General features: G+C 46.8%; 23 protein-coding genes. 3 read left to right on the top strand and 20 right to left on the bottom strand.

The genetic code is table 11. From position 1 onward, the window contains the following. Positions 1 to 34: 34 nt before the first annotated feature. The 18 genes from N5C46_RS12320 to N5C46_RS12405 form a co-directional block, all read right to left on the bottom strand. The gene (locus N5C46_RS12320; RefSeq protein ID WP_261748908.1) at positions 35 to 430 is read right to left on the bottom strand and encodes a thioesterase family protein; all 396 of its coding nucleotides are present in this window, start codon (positions 428 to 430) and stop codon (positions 35 to 37) included. A gap of 216 nt (positions 431 to 646) precedes the next feature. Beyond that, positions 647 to 1,441, bottom strand: a complete 795-nt coding sequence (locus tag N5C46_RS12325; protein WP_261748909.1) for an ABC transporter ATP-binding protein — start codon at positions 1,439 to 1,441, stop codon at positions 647 to 649. Continuing rightward, a complete protein-coding gene (locus N5C46_RS12330) occupies positions 1,416 to 2,444 on the bottom strand; it encodes an ABC transporter permease (RefSeq protein WP_261748910.1) in 1,029 nt (342 codons plus the stop codon). Before N5C46_RS12330 ends, N5C46_RS12325 begins: the two co-directional genes overlap by 26 nt. Before the next feature lie 16 nt (positions 2,445 to 2,460). Continuing rightward, positions 2,461 to 3,432, bottom strand: coding sequence for an ABC transporter substrate-binding protein (locus tag N5C46_RS12335; protein WP_261752349.1), 972 nt, complete (start codon positions 3,430 to 3,432; stop codon positions 2,461 to 2,463). A 352-nt stretch (positions 3,433 to 3,784) separates the two neighbouring features. After that, positions 3,785 to 4,741 (bottom strand): NAD(P)H-dependent flavin oxidoreductase, encoded by a 957-nt coding sequence (locus N5C46_RS12340; RefSeq protein WP_261748911.1) that lies wholly within the window; start codon positions 4,739 to 4,741, stop codon positions 3,785 to 3,787. A gap of 125 nt (positions 4,742 to 4,866) precedes the next feature. Beyond that, positions 4,867 to 5,742: a phenylacetic acid degradation operon negative regulatory protein PaaX gene (paaX, locus tag N5C46_RS12345; protein ID WP_261748912.1), complete on the bottom strand. Its 876-nt coding sequence runs from the start codon at positions 5,740 to 5,742 to the stop codon at positions 4,867 to 4,869. Positions 5,743 to 5,894: 152 nt separating this feature from the next. Continuing rightward, positions 5,895 to 6,116 (bottom strand): hypothetical protein, encoded by a 222-nt coding sequence (locus tag N5C46_RS12350; RefSeq protein ID WP_261748913.1) that lies wholly within the window; start codon positions 6,114 to 6,116, stop codon positions 5,895 to 5,897. A 73-nt stretch (positions 6,117 to 6,189) separates the two neighbouring features. Further along, complete coding sequence (locus N5C46_RS12355) at positions 6,190 to 7,395, bottom strand: thiolase family protein (protein ID WP_261748914.1); 1,206 nt, start codon at positions 7,393 to 7,395, stop codon at positions 6,190 to 6,192. Continuing rightward, entirely contained in the window at positions 7,392 to 8,267 is an 876-nt protein-coding gene (locus tag N5C46_RS12360; RefSeq protein ID WP_261748915.1) for a 3-hydroxyacyl-CoA dehydrogenase, read from the bottom strand. The genes N5C46_RS12355 and N5C46_RS12360 overlap by 4 nt, the downstream gene beginning before the upstream one ends. Positions 8,268 to 8,332: 65 nt before the next feature. Beyond that, entirely contained in the window at positions 8,333 to 9,850 is a 1,518-nt protein-coding gene (locus N5C46_RS12365; RefSeq protein WP_261748916.1) for an aldehyde dehydrogenase family protein, read from the bottom strand. A 24-nt stretch (positions 9,851 to 9,874) separates the two neighbouring features. Next, positions 9,875 to 10,648: an enoyl-CoA hydratase-related protein gene (locus N5C46_RS12370; protein ID WP_261748917.1), complete on the bottom strand. Its 774-nt coding sequence runs from the start codon at positions 10,646 to 10,648 to the stop codon at positions 9,875 to 9,877. 12 nt (positions 10,649 to 10,660) lie between these two features. Beyond that, a complete protein-coding gene (locus N5C46_RS12375; protein WP_261748918.1) occupies positions 10,661 to 11,440 on the bottom strand; it encodes an enoyl-CoA hydratase/isomerase family protein in 780 nt (259 codons plus the stop codon). Next, entirely contained in the window at positions 11,433 to 11,741 is a 309-nt protein-coding gene (locus N5C46_RS12380; RefSeq protein WP_261748919.1) for an EthD family reductase, read from the bottom strand. The genes N5C46_RS12375 and N5C46_RS12380 overlap by 8 nt, the downstream gene beginning before the upstream one ends. A gap of 42 nt (positions 11,742 to 11,783) precedes the next feature. Beyond that, positions 11,784 to 12,263, bottom strand: a complete 480-nt coding sequence (gene paaD, locus N5C46_RS12385; RefSeq protein ID WP_261748920.1) for a 1,2-phenylacetyl-CoA epoxidase subunit PaaD — start codon at positions 12,261 to 12,263, stop codon at positions 11,784 to 11,786. A gap of 13 nt (positions 12,264 to 12,276) precedes the next feature. After that, entirely contained in the window at positions 12,277 to 13,095 is an 819-nt protein-coding gene (paaC, locus tag N5C46_RS12390; protein ID WP_261748921.1) for a 1,2-phenylacetyl-CoA epoxidase subunit PaaC, read from the bottom strand. Beyond that, the gene (gene paaB / locus N5C46_RS12395; RefSeq protein WP_034760966.1) at positions 13,092 to 13,448 is read right to left on the bottom strand and encodes a 1,2-phenylacetyl-CoA epoxidase subunit PaaB; all 357 of its coding nucleotides are present in this window, start codon (positions 13,446 to 13,448) and stop codon (positions 13,092 to 13,094) included. The genes paaC and paaB overlap by 4 nt, the downstream gene beginning before the upstream one ends. 16 nt (positions 13,449 to 13,464) lie before the next feature. Further along, positions 13,465 to 14,433, bottom strand: a complete 969-nt coding sequence (paaA, locus tag N5C46_RS12400; protein ID WP_261748922.1) for a 1,2-phenylacetyl-CoA epoxidase subunit PaaA — start codon at positions 14,431 to 14,433, stop codon at positions 13,465 to 13,467. 73 nt (positions 14,434 to 14,506) lie between these two features. After that, positions 14,507 to 15,832 carry a phenylacetate--CoA ligase family protein gene (locus N5C46_RS12405; RefSeq protein WP_261748923.1) on the bottom strand — a complete coding sequence of 442 codons (1,326 nt, stop codon included), beginning with the start codon at positions 15,830 to 15,832 and terminating at the stop codon, positions 14,507 to 14,509. A gap of 252 nt (positions 15,833 to 16,084) precedes the next feature. Between N5C46_RS12405 and N5C46_RS12410 the strand changes: the two genes are divergently transcribed. Then, a complete protein-coding gene (locus tag N5C46_RS12410) occupies positions 16,085 to 16,993 on the top strand; it encodes a DUF899 family protein (RefSeq protein ID WP_224521521.1) in 909 nt (302 codons plus the stop codon). A gap of 48 nt (positions 16,994 to 17,041) precedes the next feature. On the opposite strand, the gene N5C46_RS12415 is transcribed toward N5C46_RS12410, so the two are convergent. Next, a complete protein-coding gene (locus N5C46_RS12415) occupies positions 17,042 to 18,640 on the bottom strand; it encodes an MDR family MFS transporter (RefSeq protein WP_261748924.1) in 1,599 nt (532 codons plus the stop codon). A gap of 12 nt (positions 18,641 to 18,652) precedes the next feature. Further along, entirely contained in the window at positions 18,653 to 19,108 is a 456-nt protein-coding gene (locus N5C46_RS12420; protein ID WP_261748925.1) for a MarR family winged helix-turn-helix transcriptional regulator, read from the bottom strand. A 246-nt stretch (positions 19,109 to 19,354) separates the two neighbouring features. On the opposite strand from N5C46_RS12420, the gene N5C46_RS12425 reads away from it, so the two are divergent. After that, positions 19,355 to 20,200: a YitT family protein gene (locus N5C46_RS12425; protein WP_261748926.1), complete on the top strand. Its 846-nt coding sequence runs from the start codon at positions 19,355 to 19,357 to the stop codon at positions 20,198 to 20,200. Positions 20,201 to 20,311: 111 nt separating this feature from the next. Continuing rightward, entirely contained in the window at positions 20,312 to 20,995 is a 684-nt protein-coding gene (locus N5C46_RS12430) for a GntR family transcriptional regulator (RefSeq protein WP_261748927.1), read from the top strand. Positions 20,996 to 21,035: the final 40 nt, after the last annotated feature.

Here is a 21,035-nt window from a genome sequence, read left to right on the forward strand (position 1 = left end):
CTTCCTCCTTTTACTACCCGCTTCATAAATGATTCTAGCTATCTTGTATTCTTTCTTTGATTATCTCTTTCGGTAATACCACTTGCTTCACTTCACCTTTTCCGATGAGTCTGTCACTCTTTCTATCTCTGACAGTCACTTCCGTTACGATGACGTTTCGTTCATGTTCAATAACGTTCGCTCTAATTTCAAGAAGGGAACCTGTTTTCGCCGGAGCCACATGCCGGGCGTTCACCTCTGCCCCCATTCCTTCTTCGTCATCTTCCAAATAGGGTAGAATGATTTTCCTGGATGCCCATTCCATGTGATATACCATCGACACCGTTGAATACACGGGATGAACCACGTTTCCTTCAAACTGGGCATACATGCCGGGGGTGACTTCAGTCGTAATGACGGCGGTATGTCCTACTGCTAATCCAGACTTCATTGCTTTCCCCCTTTAAACCAACGAATCATATATTTTTATATAACGTTAATTCAACGATATAATAACATTTTGTTTTATAAATAGTCAATGAATTGTTATAATATTTAAAATATTATATTAATATAAGTTATGCAAAGTGATTCTATTAACGCAAAAAAGCAACGGAATCAAAGTCCCGTTGCTTTTTACAGAAGGTTGTTTATTCTTTTTAACGTTCTATGATAGAAGGGCACGGTCACTTGCCAGTTGACTGCCTCGAATCCTCTGGAATTCGTGAAGCAGTCCTTCGACGGTGAGATGCTTCTTCTGTTCTTCATTCACTTCAAGGATGATCTGTCCCTTATCCATCATGATCAAACGGTTCCCGAGATCCAGGGCCTGCTGCATGTTATGGGTGACCATCAATGTAGTGAGCTTGTACTTCTCCACAATTTCCTTTGTCAGGTTCGTAATCAGATCCGCCCGGGCCGGATCAAGGGCAGCCGTATGTTCATCCAGCAGCAGGATCGATGGCTCTGTGAATGTTGCCATCAAGAGGGAAAGGGCCTGCCGTTCTCCACCCGACAATAACCCTACCTTGGCATTCAGGCGGTTTTCAAGTCCGAGATGAAGGGTTTCAAGTACTTCTTTAAAGAACACTTTCCGTTTCTTCGTGACCCCCATCCTGAAGGTCCTCGTCCGGTTGCGTGAATACGCCATGGCCAGGTTCTCTTCTATGGTCATGGATGGTGCCGTCCCTGCCATGGGATCCTGAAATACGCGCCCGATCAGCTTTGAACGTTTATACTCAGAAACCTTCGATACCTCGTGGTCATCGATCAACACATTTCCGATATCAGGAATCAACACCCCTGAGACGATATTCATCAGTGTCGATTTCCCGGCTCCATTACTCCCGATGACCGTGACGAAATCACCTGGATTCAGAGAGAGCTGAATATCATCAAGGGCGATTTTTTCATCGGGTGTCCCTTCATTGAATACTTTATGAATTCGATTTAATTGTAACACCGCCATCACCCTTTCTCTCTGAAATCGGCGTTTGGTTTACCCGTTCCGCCATCCGCTGCGCCTTTCGTTTCTTATCCTTATAACGATCCATCACCTTAGGCATGACAAGGGCCAGAATGACGATGGTCGCCGTGATCAGTTTCATATCTCCTGTTTCAAGGAAATCTACGCGAAGAGCCATGGAAACGACCAATCGATAGATGATCGCCCCGCCGATAACAGCTAAGGTTGTACGGGCAATCGTCTTCGTTCCGAATAATGCTTCCCCGATGATGACAGAGGCAAGCCCGATGATGATCATCCCGATCCCCATTCCCACGTCGGCAAAACGGCTGTACTGGGCGATCAGGGCACCGGATAGCGCCACCATTCCATTCGAGATCCCTAATCCTAGTATGATCATCAGATTCGTATTGGCAGAGAAGCTGCGGATCATCCGTTGATTATCCCCTGTCGCTCTCAGCGCCAACCCGATTTCCGTTTTCAAAAATGCATCTGTCAAAAATTTGATCACAAGCGTGATGATCGTCATGATAAATAGGATGCTCCACGTTCCCGGAACAGGTTCTCCAAGTCCGATGCCTGTCCATACTTTATTAAGGGCGGCATCGATTCCAAGAGGGGACCAGAATCCTTCTATCCCTGTAAACGCGGTATCCTGACTGAGCAGGGGTACATTCGATCTTCCCATGATCCGGAGGTTGATGGAATATAGGGCGATCATCATCAAGATCCCTGATAATAAGGCATTGATTTTACCAAACGTATGAAGTAAACCTGTTATACATCCTGCTACAAATCCGATCACTATCGCCGTAATCGTTGCGATGACGGGGTTTACGCCACTGACGATCATGGTTGCAGCGACAGCGGCCCCTGTTACGAAGCTGCCATCGACTGTTAAATCAGGAAAATCCAATATCCGAAAGGACAGATAGACTCCGAGGGCCATAATAGCGTAAATGATTCCAGATTCAAAGGATGCGAATATTGCTGTTGGCACGAATCATCATCCCTTTCTATTTTTCTTCAATAAACTTCCCAAGATCTGACCAGGCTTCCTGTACTTCCACACCTTGTTCTTCAGCTGCCGCTTTATTGAACATCAACTCGAAATTTTCCGGAGCCTGTACAGGGAGTTCAGAAGGCTTTTTCTCTCCTTTTAAAATCTTCACCGCCATCAACCCGGTTTGGTAACCAAGATCTTCATAGTTGAATCCACTCGCTGCAATGGCTCCTTTTTTCAATGAATCGAGTTCCCCGACGAATAGAGGAATATCCTTTTCATTCGCTACCGTGATGACCGATTCAAGAGCTGAAACGACTGTGTTATCTTTCGGGATGTAAAGGGCATCGACCCTCCCTACCATGGATTCAGTCGCCTGTTTGACATCTGCAGACGTTGAAACAGTGGCCTCAACCACTTCAACACCGGCTTCTTTCGCAAGCTTATTCACTTCAGCTACCTGCACGACAGCATTTTGTTCTCCGGAATTATACACAACCCCGATCTTCTTCGCTTTCATTTCATCTGTAATAAAGTGGAGTGTCTTTGAAATCGCTTCTGGGTGAGTATCTGTCGTACCTGTTATATTCTCACCTGGCTCGTCAAATGACTTGACCAGTTCAGCACCGACAGGATCCGTGACAGAGGTGAATACGATTGGAATGTCTTTCGTTGCATTCAGGGCAGTTTGGGCACTTGGGGTAGAGTTTGCAAAGATGAGGTCTACACCGTCCCCGACAAAGTTCTTCGCAATGCTTTGTGAGTTACTTTGGTCTCCTTGAGCGATTTGAACATCATACTTAACGTTTTCGCCTTCTTTGAAACCGTTTTCATCCAATGCTTTCTTAAAACCTTCAAATGCCGCATCCAGTGATGGATGTTCCACAATCTGGGTTACCCCGATGACATATTGCTTCTCACCATCTCCACCGCCGGAACTCTTATCACTACCACATCCTGATAGAATCAGCATTCCAAATAACATAGAGATCACAACAAGTAATAAACTCTTCTTCTTCACAGAAATCCCCCTTTTTCTCTTCCTGATATATGATCAGTAGTCTACTAGACTAGCAAATCCATGTATGATAAAAATATGAACGAACGTAAATACAACGTTATATTATCACTCCAGTCACAAAATAGTCAATAATATTCGGAAAATTTAAAAATTAATACTAGTATAGTCGGTCTTGGGGGGAATATCTAGAGGAAGTTACGGAAAATTTTTGTGCAATAGCTTTCTGACATGAGGATGGAATCTGTGCCACTTTGTGAACCCTACCAAAAAAAGCGCCCTCCCTATAAGGAGCAGCGCTTAAAAAACCTCCATCTTACTAAGAGCGCATTCCGTAACTGGAAAGCTCTTTAAAAATCCTGTTTGCATCGCTCATCATTCTTTCCAGCAGCACCTCTACCGTTGGAATATCCCCTACAAGACCGGACACCTGCCCGCCGTTGATGAAGCCCTGATCCAGTTTCCCTTCAAGTGCCCCAATCCGGTGATGATCCTCGGATGTCATGTGGTTGAACTCATCAGGAGCGACCCCCTCCCGCTCTTTTTGAAGCAACCCATCTGCATAAGGTGTCTTCATCACACGTCTCACCCTGCCGACAGAACGGCCCACGATGACCGTGCTATCGTCCTTTGCATCCACCAGGGTAGATTTATAGTTTTCATGAAAAGGAGCTTCCATGGTCGCGATGAACCGTGTTCCCATTTGCACTCCGCTTGCACCAAGGGCAAGCATGGAAGCAAGTCCCCGTCCATCACCGATCCCACCTGCTGCCACTACCGGAATTTTTACCGTATCCACGAGCTGAGGAATAAGGGCCAGAGTGGTCGTTTCCAGATTGGAGTTGATCCCGGCGGCTTCATATCCTTCCGCGACGATCACATCCGCCCCTGCCTCTTCCGCTTTCTTTCCCTGTTTTTTCGAAGCGACGACACAGATCACCTTTACATTGTGCTCATGGAAATAGGGAATGAGCGGGGATGGATTTCCCGCTGATAAGGAAACGACCGGTATGCTGTGTGTCACCACTAAGCGAACCATCTCCTTCAGATGCGGTGTGATGGAAATCGGAATGTTCAGGGCAAAAGGCTTACTGGTTCTCTTTTTCGTTTCAACAATGATCCCTTCCACTTCCTCCACGCCCATGGTCCCGACTCCGATCGTGCCAAGTGCTCCTGCTTCAGAGATTGCCGCCGTCAACGGGGCATTGCTGATGTTCCCCATGCCACCTTGAATGATAGGATATTTTATATGTAAGACGTTCGATAGGTTATTCATCATAATCCCCCTTCGTTAAATTTATGTTATACTTTTTGGTGTTGTTCGACAAGAGCATTCGTCAAATTCAAGAGGTCCGTCCCTCTAAAAAACCACCTGCCGATTCAAAACGGCAGGTGGTTTTTTCAGTCAAGTAATAACGGATGTGTCATCACGTTATAGCTCACATCTTTGTTCTTCAGTTCGTTTCCGTCTTCAAACACACTTTCAAAGAATCGGGATGCCGGTTCTGCGAGTTCTTTGTAGTACTCTCCGAACAGAGTGGCTGCGTGGGCTCCGAGCCATTTTTCAGGCAGTAGTTCCTCCGGCAGGCCAGGATCGACGAAGAGGAATTTCCGGTATTCATGGACGAGCTTCGTTCTTTCCACGAAGCATTCGGCGTCGCTCATTTGCCCTTTACTGATTTTACTCTTATCAATCATGTATTGTTGGCTGTACCGGGAAATGAATTCCTGGTAACGGTCATTGATCTCGTTCAGGTCCCAGCTCTTTTCGATTAACCGTTGATTGTCATTTGGACCTTTATGTTCTGCGATGAAGAAATCCACGTACTCTTTAATATCGTACTTATCGATAAGGGATTGCACCTGCTTCTCCAGATTGTTGGGAGAAATCCACGTACTCGTCGACAGCGTTCCAAATCCGCTCCAAACCAGTTCTTTTCTCAGCTCATCACGGATACTCCTGATTTCTTCAGGAATGGAATACATGAGGATCCTCCACTTACCATCCCATTGCTCAGGCTTTAGTTTAAATATCCTGTTTGCCGCCTCTTCCATGCGTATTTCACCGCGTTCAGTCAGGGAGTAATAGCTTTTGTTCCCCTGCTTCTCTGCTTGGACCCATCCCTGCTTGTTCATCCGGGAAATCGCGGCACGGACGGCCTGATCATTATGACCAAATTCGTTCAGCAGGCGAATCAAGCTGCCAATCCATATTTTATTTCCGTAGTGGCGGATATAGTCTCCGTATAGTGTAAAGATCATTGATCTTGTATTCATCGCTGCCTCTCCTTTTATCCTATCGCATTCATTTATGACGTTAATTTTACGTTTAGTAAATATAATAGCATAAAAAATCCAGGAAGATAAATGAATATTCTTGGATACATATTTTAAATTAAAAAATCAGGCTCCCCCAAAGAGCCTGCCCCTCAATGATACACCCTCAACATCTCCAGCATCTTCACAAAGTCATACGTGTTTACGACCTTTTCCCTGGACCAGTTTGCCTCGATCCACTTTACAAGCTCCTCCTGACTGTTGAACACTTCCCCGCTCGTGTCCGCCTTCCTGATCATAAATCTGCCGTTATCTTCATCTGCGACGACGAGACAAGGAATTTCGCTTTCGACTGTCATGATTTCAAATTCCATCTTTATCACCTCACGTCTATCCTTTCTAAAAAGGAAACCTCTTAATCACAAAAAGCCCTGCAAAACAGGGCACTTACGATTCTATATTTTCAACGAGGGTCGCGATTCCCTGACCTACTCCGATGCACATGGTGGAGAGGCCGTATCGTACTTTCCTTTTCTTCATTTCATAGAGAAGGGTGGTAAGGATACGGGCTCCACTTGCTCCAAGCGGATGACCGAAGGCGATGGCCCCTCCGTTGACGTTGACGATTTCTTCATTCAGTCCAAGTTCACGGATACAGGCGAGGGACTGGGCCGCGAAGGCTTCATTCAGTTCCACCAAACCGATTTGATCAAGGGCAAGGCCTGAACGCTTCAAGACCTTTTGTGTGGCATAAATCGGACCCAGTCCCATGACAGAAGGTTCAAGGCCCGCAGTGGCAGACGTCACATAGCGGGCAAGGGGGGTGACGCCTAATTCTTCGGCCTTCTCCCTGCTCATGAGTAAAAGGGCTGAGGCCCCGTCATTCACACCGGAAGCATTCCCGGCCGTCACGGTCCCCCCCTGGAACAGAGGCTTTAGTTTCTGGAGCTTCTCACTATTGGTGTCGGGTCTTGGATGCTCATCCATCATAAAGGTAGAGACATTTCCTTTGCGGTCACGAAGCTCCAACGGTACAATCTCCTCTTTGAAACGTTCTTCATCCATGGCACGCTTCGCCTTCACCTGGCTCCAATACGCAAAGTGATCCTGTTCTTCACGTGAAATGCCGAACTGCTTCGCCACGTTTTCAGCCGTTTCCGGCATGGAATCGGTCCCGTATTTTTCTTTCAGACGGGAGTTGACGAAACGCCAGCCGATGGTCGTATCGAACATTTCCATATTGCCTCTCGGGAATTCTTTTGAAGGCTTGGCCATGACGTACGGTGCACGGGTCATGCTCTCGGTGCCACCTGCAATGAAGACCTCCCCTTCTCCTGCTAAAATGGCCCTTGCTGCATAGTTTACAGCGTCCAGTCCCGAGCCGCATAGACGATTGATGGTCGTCGCACCGACTTCGACAGGAAGACCCGCAAGGAGAGTCGACATCCGTGCCACATTCCGGTTATCCTCTCCGGCGCCGTTGGCATTTCCCAGTACCACTTCTTCGATCGTATGGACGGGCACGAGGGGATTTCTTTCCACCAGGGCTTTGATGACATGAGCTCCAAGGTCATCGGGACGCACTTCCTTTAATGCTCCTTTGTATCTTCCGATCGGGGTCCGGACGGCATCTACAATGACAACCTCTCTCATGATTGATGCTCCTTTTCTTTTGTTTCTGAATAATCATAGACCCCTTTGCCTGTTTTTCTGCCAAGGCGGCCTGCCTTTACATACTTCTCCAGCAATGGCGCCGGGCGATACTTCTCTCCAAGCTTTTCGTGAAGGTACTTTAGATTATTCAGTCTTGCATCCAATCCGACTAAATCACCGAGTTCAAAGGGACCCATCGGGTAATTCAAGCCAAGCTTGATCGCTTTATCGATTTCCTCGGGAGACCCTAGTCCTTCCTGAAGCATGTAGAAGGCTTCATTCCCGACGAGCGCCGAGATCCTGCTTGTAACAAACCCCGGGAATTCATTGATGACCACTGTTTCTTTCCCCATCAGACGGGCAACCTGCCCGATGACCTCTGCCGTTTCATCACTCGTTTCCAATCCCCGCACGATTTCGACGAGTGGCATTTTATGTACAGGATTGAAAAAGTGCATGGCAATTACTTTATCCGGACGTTTCGTAAAGGATCCGATTTCAGTCGGACTCATGGTGGACGTATTGGTCGCCAGATAGCAATACTCAGGTGCATGGGCATCCAGTACCTCGAATACGCCACGCTTGATGTCTGTTTTTTCCGGAACGGCTTCGATGACAACGTCAGCATCCCTGACGGCAATCGATAGATTCGTTGAATAGCTCATCAGCTCTTTTGCTTCTACATACTCCTGCTGTGTAAGCTTGTTTCTTTCGATCCCCTTCCGGAAGATGATTTCGATTTCTTCTCTCGCGTGATCCAACTGCTCTTGTTTAATATCAACCAGTGTGGTTCTGAAACCTCCTGTTGCACTTACATAGGCTATCCCTCTACCCATCACACCCGAACCCACTACCACGATATGCTGTGTCATCCTACATTTCCCCTTTCTTGCAATAAGGGGTTGACCTTGTTAGGACAACCCCTGCTTGATGTTTTTTATACGCCAAATGGATTTAACGGACGGTTTCCGAAGTACGAAATGATACTCTTCGTTTCAGTATACAGATCCAGGGTTTCTACACAGAGCTCACGGCCGAACCCGGACTGCTTATAGCCTCCGAATGGTGTCCCCGGGAATGCCGAGAACGGGCAGTTCACCATGACGATCCCAGCCTGGATCGCCTTCGATACTCTTGTCGCACGTCCATGGTTTTGAGTCCATACGGCAGAACCCAATCCATATTCACTGTCGTTCGCCAGTTTGATCGCTTCTTTTTCATCCTTGAATTTCATTACGACCACAACAGGTCCGAAGATCTCTTCTTTTACCACCTTCATATCGTGATTCACATCGGTGATGATGGTTGGCTCATACCAGTAGCCATTTTCGAAGCCTTCCACCTTGGCCGTGCTACCCCCGGCGAGGATTGTTGCTCCTTCTTCTTTGGCGGACTGGACATATCCATCGATCGTATCCAGCTGACCCTGGTTGATGATTGCCCCGATATGTGTTCCTTTGTCATGAGGATCAGCGAGTTTCAGCTTCTTCGTCTTCTCAACGAACTTCTCCATGAACTCATCGTAGATATCTTCGTGCACATATAATCTGGAACGCGCTTCACAGGATTGCCCTGTATTATAGAAGATTCCGAATAGGGAACCATCCACAGCAGCATCCACATCTGCATCTTCAAACACGATATTAGGGGATTTCCCGCCTAATTCAAGAGTGACTCTTTTTAACGTTTGAGACGCTTTTTCCATGATGTTCTTCCCGATCGGAGTGGAACCGGTGAAGGCCACTTTATCTACCTTTTCATGCTCCACCAAGTAATTACCGACAGAAGAACCTGCACCCGGGATGATGTTGACGACCCCTTCAGGTACTCCCGCTTCTATACAGATTTCACCTAGGACGATGGCCGTAAGTGGTGTGAGCGTCGCCGGTTTCACTACTACCGAGCAGCCTGCTGCGATAGCCGGTGCAATTTTCCATGCGGCCATCATCAGTGGATAATTCCAAGGGATGATCTGAGCACAGACACCGACCGGTTCTTTCTCTGCGACGTTTGTGAATTGACCCGGTACGTTATTGACCGATCCACGGTGACCTACGATCGCACCTGCATAGAATTCAAAGTCTTCGATTGCCTGCATCACTTGACCTTGTGCCGCAGATAACGATTTCCCGCTGTCCATGATTTCAAGGGAAACAAGTTCATTGAAACGGGATCTCATAATGCCGGCAATTTTATTGAGCACACGGGAACGCTTATTGATCGGGAACTTCTTCCACTTACCGAAGTCGAATGCATTCCTTGCTGCCTCCACCGCTTTTCCCGCATCTTCCACTGAAGCAAGTGATACGGTTGCGATCGCTTCACCTGTTGCAGGGTTGTACGTCGTGAAGGTTTCCCCAGACGTGCTTTCCATACGCTGACCGTTGATCACCAATGAATAATGCTCTCTTTTCATTTCAAGGACTTCAAAGCTTTGCTCTTTTACTGTAGACATAACTCCATCTCCTTTTTGATTGAATTATTTTCCGTGAAAGGCTGGTTTTCTTTTCTCCATAAAGGCTGTCACGCCTTCGCGGTGATCCTCAGTCCTACCTGCGATCCGCTGGGCACAGGCTTCTTTTTCTAAGTATTCGTTGAAGGATAGATCGGCACTTCCCTTTAATAAGCGCTTCATCAAGCCGATTGCCTTCGTTGGCATGGAGGCTATCCTTTCGGCAAAGGCAGCCGTCTCTTCCTGCCACTCATCCACTGTGATGATTTTCGTGACGAGACCAAGTTTTTCAGCATCCGTTGCCTTGATCTTCTCGCCGAATACGGCAAGCTCAAGTGCTTTGGCGTATCCAACAATATTTGATAAGTAATAAAGGTTTCCTGAATCCGGAACGAGTCCGACATGCACAAATGCCTGAACGAAGCTCGCTTTCTCTGACACGAGCCTGAAATCACAAGCCAGCGCCAGACTAAATCCCGCTCCTGCGGCCACTCCATTGACAGCGGCGATGACAGGTTTTTCACACTGCTCGATTTCCTTCACCATCGGCCCGTAATTATTTCGCAGCACTTCACCGTGGTCCATGCTTTCATCCACTTCACTCAGATCCTGCCCCGAGCAAAAGGCCCTGCCTTCCCCTGTGATGACGATAGCCCTCACTTCTTCATTTCGTGAAGACTCTTTTATCGCCTTTTGGATTTCGAGATTCAGTTGACGGATGAAGGCATTCAGCTTATCGGGACGATTCAGGGTGATCCAGGCTACGTTATTTTTCACTTCATAGGTAATCGTTTCAAACATCCTGCAGCCTCCTTATTTTCCTTTGAAATCAGGTTTGCGTTTTTCCACGAAAGCCTTCATGCCTTCTTTCTGATCTTCAGAGGCAAAAAGGAGATAGAAGTTCTTACGCTCATACTGCATTCCTTCATAAATCGAGGAATCCACGGCTTTATGTACAGACTCCTTGATCAAGCGAAGGGAAAGCGGAGGCTTGGCAGCCAGTTTCCTCGCAAATTTCTCTGTTTCTTCCATTAATAACTCTTTAGGAATCGTCCGGTTGATGACTCCCCATTGGAGTGCTTGGGCGGCTGTAAACATGTCTCCTGATAACAACCATTCCATGGCACGGGATTTCCCGATCAGCTTCGTGAGCCTTTGTGTCCCGCCTGCTCCCGGCATGACCCCAAGATTCACTTCGGGAAAACCGAAGCTTGCATCCTCCGTTGCGAATAATAGGTCACAGCAGAGGGCAAGCTCAAATCCTCCGCCTAACGCAAACCCCTGGACCGCTCCGATGATCGGCTTCTTGATCCAGGCAAGGCGGTCCCATTCGGTGAATTGATTCAAGAGCTCCAGATCAATGGCCCCGTCCTCTGCCATTTCATCGATGTCAGCTCCTGCGGCGAACGCTCTCCCCCTGCCGGATAACACCATCACTTTCACATTGTCGTTCCGGTCAAACGCTTCGATTGCATGGACCAGTTCCGATACCATGGGACGATTGATGGCGTTCAGGACTTTCGGTCTGTTCAGTTCGATGAAACCAAGTCCGTCCCTCTCGCTCACAACGATATATTCGTACTCTTTATTCATTCACTTCTTCGCCGATCATAAGGGTGACAAGATCTGCGGCAAAGCCCATAAGGTCCTTCCCGGAAGCTTTTCCTTCGTCGGATTTCATGGCTGCCTTCAGTGCTTCATGGCTTTCATAGTACATTTCACACATTAAGTAATATTTGCCTTCCCCACCCATCGGAGATCCGACAATGCGAGTGACGTCCATCTTCTTCAAGCCAGGGATCTTCGCTGTGATCGGACCGTGGGTGTTGAAATAATGTTCATCGAATGTCTCTTTGTTTTCAGGGTGCTTATATAACGCGATTAGTTTTACCATAATGGAATCTCTCCTTTGATTTTCAGTAGTTTACTAGATTTTTCACATCATCGTGGATATAGGTTTCATGGCTTCGAACGGGTTCCGGCATTGTTTACAGTAGAGGATGCTTCTGCAGGCGGTTGGCCCGAACAGGTTCTCCATGGATGTATAGGGGGAATCACAGTACGGGCAGTGAATCTCCCAATCTTCTTCCCCTGTAAAATGTTCCGGCGGAGGCGCAATGCCGAATTCCTTCAGCCGCTCCCGTCCATTCACCGTCAGTCGATCCGATGTCCATGGCGGAGAATAGACGAACTCCACCTGTACGGTTCGGACGTCCAGTTGTTCCCTGCACGCCTTCTCCACATTGCCTTTAATGATGTCCAGTGCAGGACAGCCTACAAAAGTGGGAAGAAGTTCGATCACAACATTCCCTGCCTGTTGATCGACGCGATTGACCATTCCGAGGTCCACAATGCTGATGGAATCGATTTCAGGATCTTTCACTGTTTGAAGAACATCTAAAACGGTTGCAGTCATTTTCCCTCATCCTTTACCAGCTTGCAGCCGGATTTGTTTGATAGACTTCGCTTAAGGTCGAAAGTGCCGTATCCAGTTCAGGGGTGTGTTCACCTAAGCGTCCATTCCCCTTTTTCATGCCTACAATCGGTGGAAAGGAGAGTTGACAGGACCTGAAGACCGGCTCGAGTGCGAGCTCCCAACGTTTTGTTAAACTTTCCTCCCCTTCGATCAAAGCCATAAGGGACATTTCTTTCCCCCTTGGCCCAAGGGTCAGGACTCCCCCGAATTCTCCCAGTACTCTTTCCATTGCCTTTTTCATGCGCTCCCTTGCTTCCCCGCCGGCATTCATCAACTGTATGAACCAGGTTTTCCAGTGAAGCAGGTGATAGTACAATTCAGTGTTGATCTTGACGGCCATCTCGGCAAGTGGTTCATAGGAAGAATTCTTAAGTGCATCGATCCGCACTTTTTTTGCTACACTGTAAAAATAATGCCGCACCACTGCAAAGGCCCAATCATAACGTGGTTCTTCCATGTAGTTTCCGGGTCCATTCACTTCTTCAAGGAGAATGGCATTTCTTCTTTCTGCCGCTTTCCGACCATGGGCGAGATGGTCCTGATCCCCTTCTCCCAATTCTTCAAGCAGCTGATAAAACATGGTCGCATGTCCCATGGTGTCCTGGTTGATGGAAGAAAACGCGACATCTTCTTCGATATGGGGAGCGAGCCCCAGCCATTCAGATCCCCGGTAAGCAAGGATGAAATCGTCATCAGCCAGTTGATATAAGAGGCTCAAGAGGGCTTCCCTGTAATCAGCATTCGGAATATCCTGTGGACGTTTCACGTTCATTTCTTCTTCACCAACTCTCCCCACGACATGATTTCTTTCTCATCAAGCATTTCCTGTTCGTACTGTCTCCACTTCTTTTTCAAATAGCCGTAGCCCTTGGCGTTACGGTAATCTTTATTATCAAGGCGGGAGACGCTCTCTCTTTCTTCAGGCGTCATCATCCGGACATCCGACCGTTTCACGACCCATATATCCGAAACAGGCTCCCGTCTCATGAAATTCTCCTGAGCCATCACCATGGCAAGCTCATGGTTGGGAGCCAGCAGACTGAACTGATGCTGCATCTGTGCTCCGTCCGACCGTTTACTGAACACTTCAAATTCCTGATAAAAGTTCTGACCCTTGTCTGACATCTCATCTCATTCCCTTCTAACTTACTCGGTCACCAGGGCTTAACGCTTCCCGGACCCACGCATTGTTATCGTAGGATAATTCCCTTAAACGGAGGCGGTCCTTCGATTTCGGTCCGTTGTTGCGGATGATTTCCTTAAAGCGGCTCCAGTCGGGCTGCTTATAGATCCATAAGTCCTGTTCTTCATCAAAGTACATGGTTTCATCCGGGAGCGTCAGTCCCAATGACAGCATCCTTGGAACATATTTCGTGAAAAAGTCCTGACGAAGCTGTTCATTCGTTTTCGTCCGGATGTTGTACTTGATGGTGATATCCTGCTTGGAAGAGCCCGTCGTCTTCGCATCACCTGGTCCAAAGAACATCAGAAGCGATTCCCACCAACGGTCCACCGCATCCTGAACCAATGCCTTCTGATCCGGTGTTCCTTCTGCTAGGGCCATGATGATGGCCTCACCATGCTGGGCATGGAATACCTCCTCGGCACAAATCCTCTTCAGCGCCCTGGCGTACGGTCCGTAGGAAGCATGAAGCATATTCGTTTGCGTGATGATCGCCGCCCCGTCCACAAGCCAGCCAATCAATCCTGCATCCCCCCAGGTCGGTGCCTCCATATGAAAGACGTTATGAAACTTTAAATCTCCGGAAAACAAATCCCTCATGATATGCTCTCTCGTTTTCCCGTAAGGCTTCATCAAATCCTCCGCTACACGAAGCAGAAGCTGTCCGTGCCCCATTTCATCCTGAACCTTCGCCATGATCCCCAGTTTTCTTCTGAGGGTAGGTGCTTTCGGAACCCACTCCTTCTCAGGGAGCGCCCCCATGATTTCACTGATGCCGTGCATGGAGATCAGCTTGATCAGTGCATTCCGGTATTCATCCGGCATCCAATCATCGGCTTCTATCTTTTCGTCATTTTCGATCTTTTTCATAAAATGAGCCATACGCTCATCATCCGTCAATGGTTGATTGGTTAATACGTCACTCATTACAGTCCCTCCTTCATCACACCATTTCAACGTTATACTGAAATCGTGTGATAGGTATTTTTCTCAAAAAAATTTATTGAAGAATGGCTTCTCCCCTAAAATCGACAATCCGGATGGCTTTACCTTCCGAGCGGGGGATTTCCCTGGGAGCTCTCACTTTGACATCCATGGAAACATAGCAACGATCTTTCATCAGGCTCTTCACTTTTCTTTCCAGTTCACTCAGACGGTCATGATGTAAGTCGTTCGATACCCCATTGAAACATTCATCCGTCACCTCGACCTGCAGCTCCACCAAATCCAGTGCCCCTTTTTTCTTTAAATGGACTTGATAATGGGGTGCAAGTTCACTTATCTGAAGCAGAAAATGCTCCATTTCCGATGGAAACACGTTCACACCCCTGATGATGAGCATGTCATCGACTCTTCCTTTCACCCTGGACATCTTCACCGTGGTTCGTCCACATGAGCATGTTCCGTGCTGAATCGAAGCGATATCGCCGGTCCTGTACCGGATGATCGGAAAGGCTTCCTTCGTCAAGCTTGTAAACACAAGCTCCCCTACTTCGCCTTCCGGCAGGGTCTCTAATGTATCAGGGTTAATGACTTCCACAAGGAAATGATCCTCTGCAATATGAAGACCGTCCCGTGCTTCATGACATTCCATGGCAACCCCGGGCCCGATGACTTCACTTAACCCGTAAATGTCGCATGCTTTAATATCCATCTTCCGCTCCAGCGTCTTCCTCATTGAATCTGACCAAGGCTCGGCCCCGAAGATTCCATATTTCACAGAAAGGGACGCCGGATCCTTTCCTTGTGCCTCCATGGATTCAGCTAAATTGAGAACGTAAGAAGGCGTACCGCATATGATGGACGGCTTGAAGTCTTCCAATAATGTGATCTGCCTGGACATGTTCCCTCCTGACACCGGAACTGTGATCATCCCGAGCTTCTCACTACCATAATGAAGGCCAAGGCCCCCGGTAAATAAACCATATCCATATGCGTTATGCAGGACATCCCCCGGTTTCCCGCCTGCCATGCTGATTGCCCGTGCAACGATTCCGCCCCACATATCAATATCATTCTGGGTATAGCCTACGACAGTGGGCTTCCCGCTCGTACCGCTTGAAGCGTGAACCCTTACCATTTCCTCGCGCTCTACGGCAAACAGGCCGAATGGATAATGATCCCGAAGGTCTTTCTTGATTGTAAGCGGTAACATTTTTAAGTCTGACAAAGACTTTATGTCCTTCGGCTTGATGCCCCTTCTCTCAAACTGTTCCCGGTAAAAGGGAACTTTCTCATAAACGACTGAAGCAACATGTTGCAGTCTCTCTAGTTGAAGGCGCTCCATTTGCGTTCGACCGGCGGTTTCAATCTCATGCAAAATCAAAGTATCGGCCTCCCTGATATGATATAAAAATATATTTATATAACGTTATTAATTCGTTTATAAAAATATGTGTTATATTCAACTACTCAAAAGATAACGTGTCTGCTGAAAATTGTCAATATATTTTCAGAAAATTTAATTAAAGTACATTTGTTGACGGCAAGGCAAGGTACAATCTATTTCCTGAAAAGAAGGACATCTCATACAAATACAGAATCTTACATATGACACGTTCAAATAGGAGGCAATAATATGACCACTTTTGAAGGAACGAAGGAAATACAGGCATTAGAGTTGGAAATCATGGAAAAGAAAAGGCAGCTTGCACAGCTACGCAAAGAACAAGCGCCGCAAAAGGTTGAAAACTACCTCTTTTTAACAACTGATCAACAAACCGTTACATTGGAGGAACTTTTCAAAGACAAGGATGAACTTATCATCATCCATAATATGGGGAGGAATTGTCGCTATTGTTCCATGTGGGGAGATGGCTTTAATGGGGTGTATCATCATTTGTTAAGTCGTTGTGAATTTGTGCTATCCTCTCCAGACGACCCGGCCGTTCAAGAAGACTTTGCAGCTTCAAAAGGGTGGGCCTTTCCACTTGTATCATCGAAAGAAAACACTTTTTCACAAGATCTCGGGTTTAAAAACGGGAAAACCTCCATGCCTGGAGTATCCACTTTCAAAAAAAATGAAGAAGGCATGATTTATCATTGCAGCTCTGCTTACTTCGGGCCCGGAGACGAATATTGCGTCATTTATTCTTTACTGGATTTATTACATGCTCCATCTGAAGATTTTGTCCCTCAGCTGAAGCATAACCTTCGTTCATCCTTTCAGCTCACTCATAATGTTGCAGTTGGAGTGAAGCATTACCATGAAGCGATTCAATTTTACACGAATATCATTGGAATGAAGGTTGAAGAGCAGGGACAAAAGGAAACAAAGTTCTCGATGAATGGGCGGAATTTCTTCATTGAAGATAGTGATCATAACACCGTGCATTTCGAGTTCGCTGTGGATGATTTTGATAGAAGTAAGCAAAAGCTCCTGGACAGCGGCTGCAGGGTAGATCATGTCTATCATTCGAAAAGTGAAATGATATCGGATCCATTTGGATTGTCGTTTCATTTGTATGAGGTCCGAAAAAACAATTAAATATAAAAAAGCCTGCCTCGAATTCCTCCAAGGCAGGCTCTTTCCATCTTATTCAGTAGCCGGTTTAAGGATTGTCTCTTCCTTCTCAGCTTCTTCCTGTAATTCTTTGTCACGTTTAATCTTCCCGTTTCCAACCGACAGGGCCACTCCGACACCGATCGCAATGAAGATCAGGCCAGTTAAGAAGACGGTTGTGAACGCATCGGACCATGCGGTTTCAATCGATGCAATCACGATGCTGCCGATTTCTTTCGGTACTTCCAGTAACCCCGGGGTCACGAGGAGTCCGAATAGCGCATCCGTCTTTTCGCTTAATCCGCCAAGGATCTGAGCTGCCGCAGGATTATCCTGCTGTGCCGCTACATCCTTCATATTTTCCTGAAGGGATTGATTCATCACAGCGTTTAATACGGTGATTCCGATTGTCCCCCCGATGGACCGGAAGAACGTTGCGGAAGAGGTGACGGCTCCCAGCCTCGATTTAGGGAATTCATTTTGAACCGCGATCATAAGGGTCGGCATGACAAGACCCATTCCGAATCCCATCACGATCATGTACATATACGCTGTATATTCCTTCGATTCAGGACCCATCGTACTCATCAGGAAGAATCCAACCACGGTGATCAGCATCCCTGCCGTCAGGACTGTACGATATCGCAATCTTAATAATAATCTTCCGCCGATGATACTCGCCGTGATCAAGGCGATCATCATCGGTGTCATGGTAGATCCCGCTTGAGTAGGCGTCACCCCGAGGATCCCCTGCATGAACATCGGTACGAACATGATCGCACCGAACATTCCTAATCCGAGAAGGAACCCTAAAGCATTCGTTGTGGCAAAGACCCGGTTTTTAAACAGGCTTAAATCGAGAATCGGTTCCTTCGCTTTGTTTTCAATGAACCCGAATACCAGAAGCAAGACGATGGATCCGCCAAATAGCATGAAGCTCGTTCCTGACACCCACTCGAATTTATCCCCACCGAAATTCAGTCCTAGTAATAAGAGGACCAATGCCGGGATCAGGGTGATGATTCCCAGGTAATCAATGCTTACCTTATCCGTCGGGCGACCGACATTTTCATATTTCAAACCGATGAATAATAAAAGGGCCGATAATAAGCCAAATGGTACGTTGATCAAGAAAATCCAGTGCCAGCTGATCGTATCGACAATGAAGCCGCCAATGAACGGGCCGATGACCGAGCTCAATCCGAATAAAGCCCCGAACACACCCTGCCATTTTGCACGCTGCTCAGCGGTGAAGATATCTCCGATGATGGTTTGGGATAATGGCATGATCATCCCTCCGCCGATCCCCTGAAGACCGCGGTACAGCACGAGCTGCTCCATGGAAGTGGCCGTGGCACATAGACCTGACCCGATAATAAAGATGATGACTCCGATTAAATACAATAATCGTCTGCCATACAAATCCGATAATTTACCCACGATCGGTGTAACCGTTGTGGAAGTGATCAAATAAGCCGTGGTCACCCACGCAAAAATGGAAAACCCGTTCAATTCTGCGATGATTGTCGGCATCGCCGTCCCGACCACCGTTTGTTCAAGGGCACTAAAGAACATACCGATGATCAGGCCGGTCAGAACTAAACGTTTATTTATCCCTGGTTGTACTGACATATGTTTCTCTCCTTATTCTTCTGTATTGTTCTCAACGGCTGCAGCGAGCTTTTCATAGATGGTGACAAGTTGTTCCACATCTTCTTCTTCAAGATAGGACAGGTATCGGGAGAAGATCCCCCTCCTCACCTTTTTCGCACTCTCGAAAACCTCTCGCCCGTCTGTCGTAAGCTGTAACTTTACAATCCGGCGGTCGCTTTCGTCTCTATGCCTTGATACAAAATCGTTCTTCAGCAATCGATCGATCATGACCGTGATCGCACTGGGCTTAACATCTAACTTCTCAGCAAGCTCCGTCGATTTCATATCTTCTGAAGTCGACAAAAGATATAGTATGAAAAACTGAGGACCCGTTAAATTCATATCTTTCAATGCAACCGCCATTTCCTGCTGAATATGGCGATTCGTTACGTGAAATGCTGTAAACAAGCGATCTATATAAGAGTGCTGGATCTGTTCCAGGTCCAAGATCATCCCCCATTTCTATTCAACCATTTAATATTTAACCTGTTTAAATATTAATCACCTTATGTAAAAAAGTCAATATTTTTTTCTCCCCTATTTTCGGCAGCAAAAATATCAGAAAACATGCATTATAAAAACTTTTATACGTAAATGCTTTCATAAGAATTTATCATTTACATGGGGTTATACACTCTTTATAATCGGGTTGATTGTTTTTCAAACTACCGCAATTCAAAAGGAGCGTGCTCCATGATGAAACAAGTTCAATCTTTGTTAAACATATCTCTTGGTGCGTTTTTAATCGCATTGAATATACATTTCTTTCTCTCACCCAATAAGGTGGGTACGGGAGGCACGAGCGGAGCCGGCATCGTGATTTCTCAATTCATGGACTTACCTGTAGGCGTCATCATGTTTACACTGGACATGTTATTATTCGTTCTCGGCCTGCTATTGATCGGCCCAAGTTTCGGATTGAAATCCGTGTTCGCCAGTCTTTCACTCAGCGGAATGGTGTGGGGGTTGGAGATGTTCCATCCTCTCCGCAACCCAATCGGTCATGATGTCCTGATTCAAATTGTCATCGGGACGCTGATTGGAGCCATCGGAGTCGCCATGATCTTTAACCAGGGTGCTTCCGCCGGAGGTACCGGCGTCCTGGCAAAAATCATCCACAAATTCACCGGACTGGAACTGGGACGTGCCGTTCTTGCTTCGGATGTTCTGATTGTCCTTGCGTCTGCCTGGTTCTTCGGACTGCAGGTCGGACTATATGCATTCTTTGGTTTGTTGCTCAAGGGGATGATGATTGACCGCACGCTTCAATTTTTCAATGAAAACAAAGAAGTGGTCATCATCAGCGAACACAGTGAAGAAATCAAGGAGTACATCGTTGGTGACCTGGAAAGAGGGGCCACCGTCCATTCGGCCAAGGGAGCCTTTTCCGATGATCAGAAAGAAGTCATCACGACCATTGTCGGACGCAAAGACTTCTCCAAATTGAAATCATATATCCAATCGACCGATGAGAAAGCATTCATTACGGTTCACAGCATGAACGAAATCTGGGGAAATAACTTTAAATCATTTGCTTAAATGGCTGTTTCGCAAGTCAGGTGTCTTCGGATAGAAGGCACCTGATTTTGGTTCGGCCCCTTTTTCATATATGATAGGAAAAGGAAATATTCGATTGAATGGATGATGACCGTGAAGAAAAGACAGACCACAGAACGAAAAGTATATAGCCATCTGAAGGACGCGCTATTGGCGAGGAAGATCGCACCCGGTACCCAGCTGGTCGAGCAAATCATCTCTCAGAAGATGGCTGTAAGCAGGACCCCTATCCGACATGCGTTGAAACGGCTGGAAGCAGAGGGGCTGGTTCAGATCATACCGAATCGCGGCGCATTCGTCGTCCATCCTACCAGGGAAGAGATCATTTCTTTTTTTGAATTGAGGAAAGAAATCGAATTCCTGACTGTAAAGTACGGCCTTCCTAAAGTTAGAAAATCCGATATACCTAAGCTTTATTCGTTTCTGGAAGAAGAACAGGAAACGTATAGACAAAAGGATTTGTTAAAATACGTCGAGCTTAATAAGCAATTCCATTTGTTCCTTGCGGAGGTAAGCGGAAATAAGTTTCTGATCCGCTATATGGATGAAATGCTTACCCAGTCCAATGTCTATTTGTTTTTATTTGATGTGTTTTATCATGTTGAACCTGGGGAAAATGTCCGTTTCCGGGAACATGAGGAAATGGTGAAGGCCATTGAAAACAGGGATCAGCAGACGCTGCTGGAATTGATTGATCTTCACATGAAGCACAGCTTTGATGATCTCCGGTTAGAGGAGAGTGGGTATTCTTCGTTGGAGTCTGTGTTGGAGGAATAACTATAATAACGCAAAAAAAGCCGAATCCCGTAACTTGCGG

The sequence above is a fragment of the Rossellomorea vietnamensis genome, from assembly GCF_025398035.1.
GTDB classification, from domain to species: Bacteria; Bacillota; Bacilli; order Bacillales; family Bacillaceae_B; genus Rossellomorea; species Rossellomorea vietnamensis_B.

What these genes read in the sequence shown, in the direction of transcription:
- N5C46_RS12335 (WP_261752349.1), bottom strand. Translation starts at nt 3,432, where the DNA reads ATGTTATTTGGAATGCTGATTCTATCAGGATGTGGTAGTGATAAGAGT.
- N5C46_RS12340 (WP_261748911.1), bottom strand. Translation starts at nt 4,741, where the DNA reads ATGAATAACCTATCGAACGTCTTACATATAAAATATCCTATCATTCAA.
- N5C46_RS12415 (WP_261748924.1), bottom strand. Translation starts at nt 18,640, where the DNA reads ATGTCAGTACAACCAGGGATAAATAAACGTTTAGTTCTGACCGGCCTG.
- N5C46_RS12375 (WP_261748918.1), bottom strand. Translation starts at nt 11,440, where the DNA reads ATGAATAAAGAGTACGAATATATCGTTGTGAGCGAGAGGGACGGACTT.
- N5C46_RS12370 (WP_261748917.1), bottom strand. Translation starts at nt 10,648, where the DNA reads ATGTTTGAAACGATTACCTATGAAGTGAAAAATAACGTAGCCTGGATC.
- paaC (WP_261748921.1), bottom strand. Translation starts at nt 13,095, where the DNA reads ATGAACGTGAAACGTCCACAGGATATTCCGAATGCTGATTACAGGGAA.
- paaD (WP_261748920.1), bottom strand. Translation starts at nt 12,263, where the DNA reads ATGACTGCAACCGTTTTAGATGTTCTTCAAACAGTGAAAGATCCTGAA.
- N5C46_RS12320 (WP_261748908.1), bottom strand. Translation starts at nt 430, where the DNA reads ATGAAGTCTGGATTAGCAGTAGGACATACCGCCGTCATTACGACTGAA.
- paaA (WP_261748922.1), bottom strand. Translation starts at nt 14,433, where the DNA reads ATGAGTGACGTATTAACCAATCAACCATTGACGGATGATGAGCGTATG.
- N5C46_RS12425 (WP_261748926.1), top strand. Translation starts at nt 19,355, where the DNA reads ATGATGAAACAAGTTCAATCTTTGTTAAACATATCTCTTGGTGCGTTT.
- paaX (WP_261748912.1), bottom strand. Translation starts at nt 5,742, where the DNA reads ATGAATACAAGATCAATGATCTTTACACTATACGGAGACTATATCCGC.
- N5C46_RS12380 (WP_261748919.1), bottom strand. Translation starts at nt 11,741, where the DNA reads ATGGTAAAACTAATCGCGTTATATAAGCACCCTGAAAACAAAGAGACA.
- N5C46_RS12410 (WP_224521521.1), top strand. Translation starts at nt 16,085, where the DNA reads ATGACCACTTTTGAAGGAACGAAGGAAATACAGGCATTAGAGTTGGAA.
- N5C46_RS12365 (WP_261748916.1), bottom strand. Translation starts at nt 9,850, where the DNA reads ATGTCTACAGTAAAAGAGCAAAGCTTTGAAGTCCTTGAAATGAAAAGA.
- N5C46_RS12355 (WP_261748914.1), bottom strand. Translation starts at nt 7,395, where the DNA reads ATGAGAGAGGTTGTCATTGTAGATGCCGTCCGGACCCCGATCGGAAGA.
- N5C46_RS12350 (WP_261748913.1), bottom strand. Translation starts at nt 6,116, where the DNA reads ATGGAATTTGAAATCATGACAGTCGAAAGCGAAATTCCTTGTCTCGTC.
- paaB (WP_034760966.1), bottom strand. Translation starts at nt 13,448, where the DNA reads ATGTCAGACAAGGGTCAGAACTTTTATCAGGAATTTGAAGTGTTCAGT.
- N5C46_RS12360 (WP_261748915.1), bottom strand. Translation starts at nt 8,267, where the DNA reads ATGACACAGCATATCGTGGTAGTGGGTTCGGGTGTGATGGGTAGAGGG.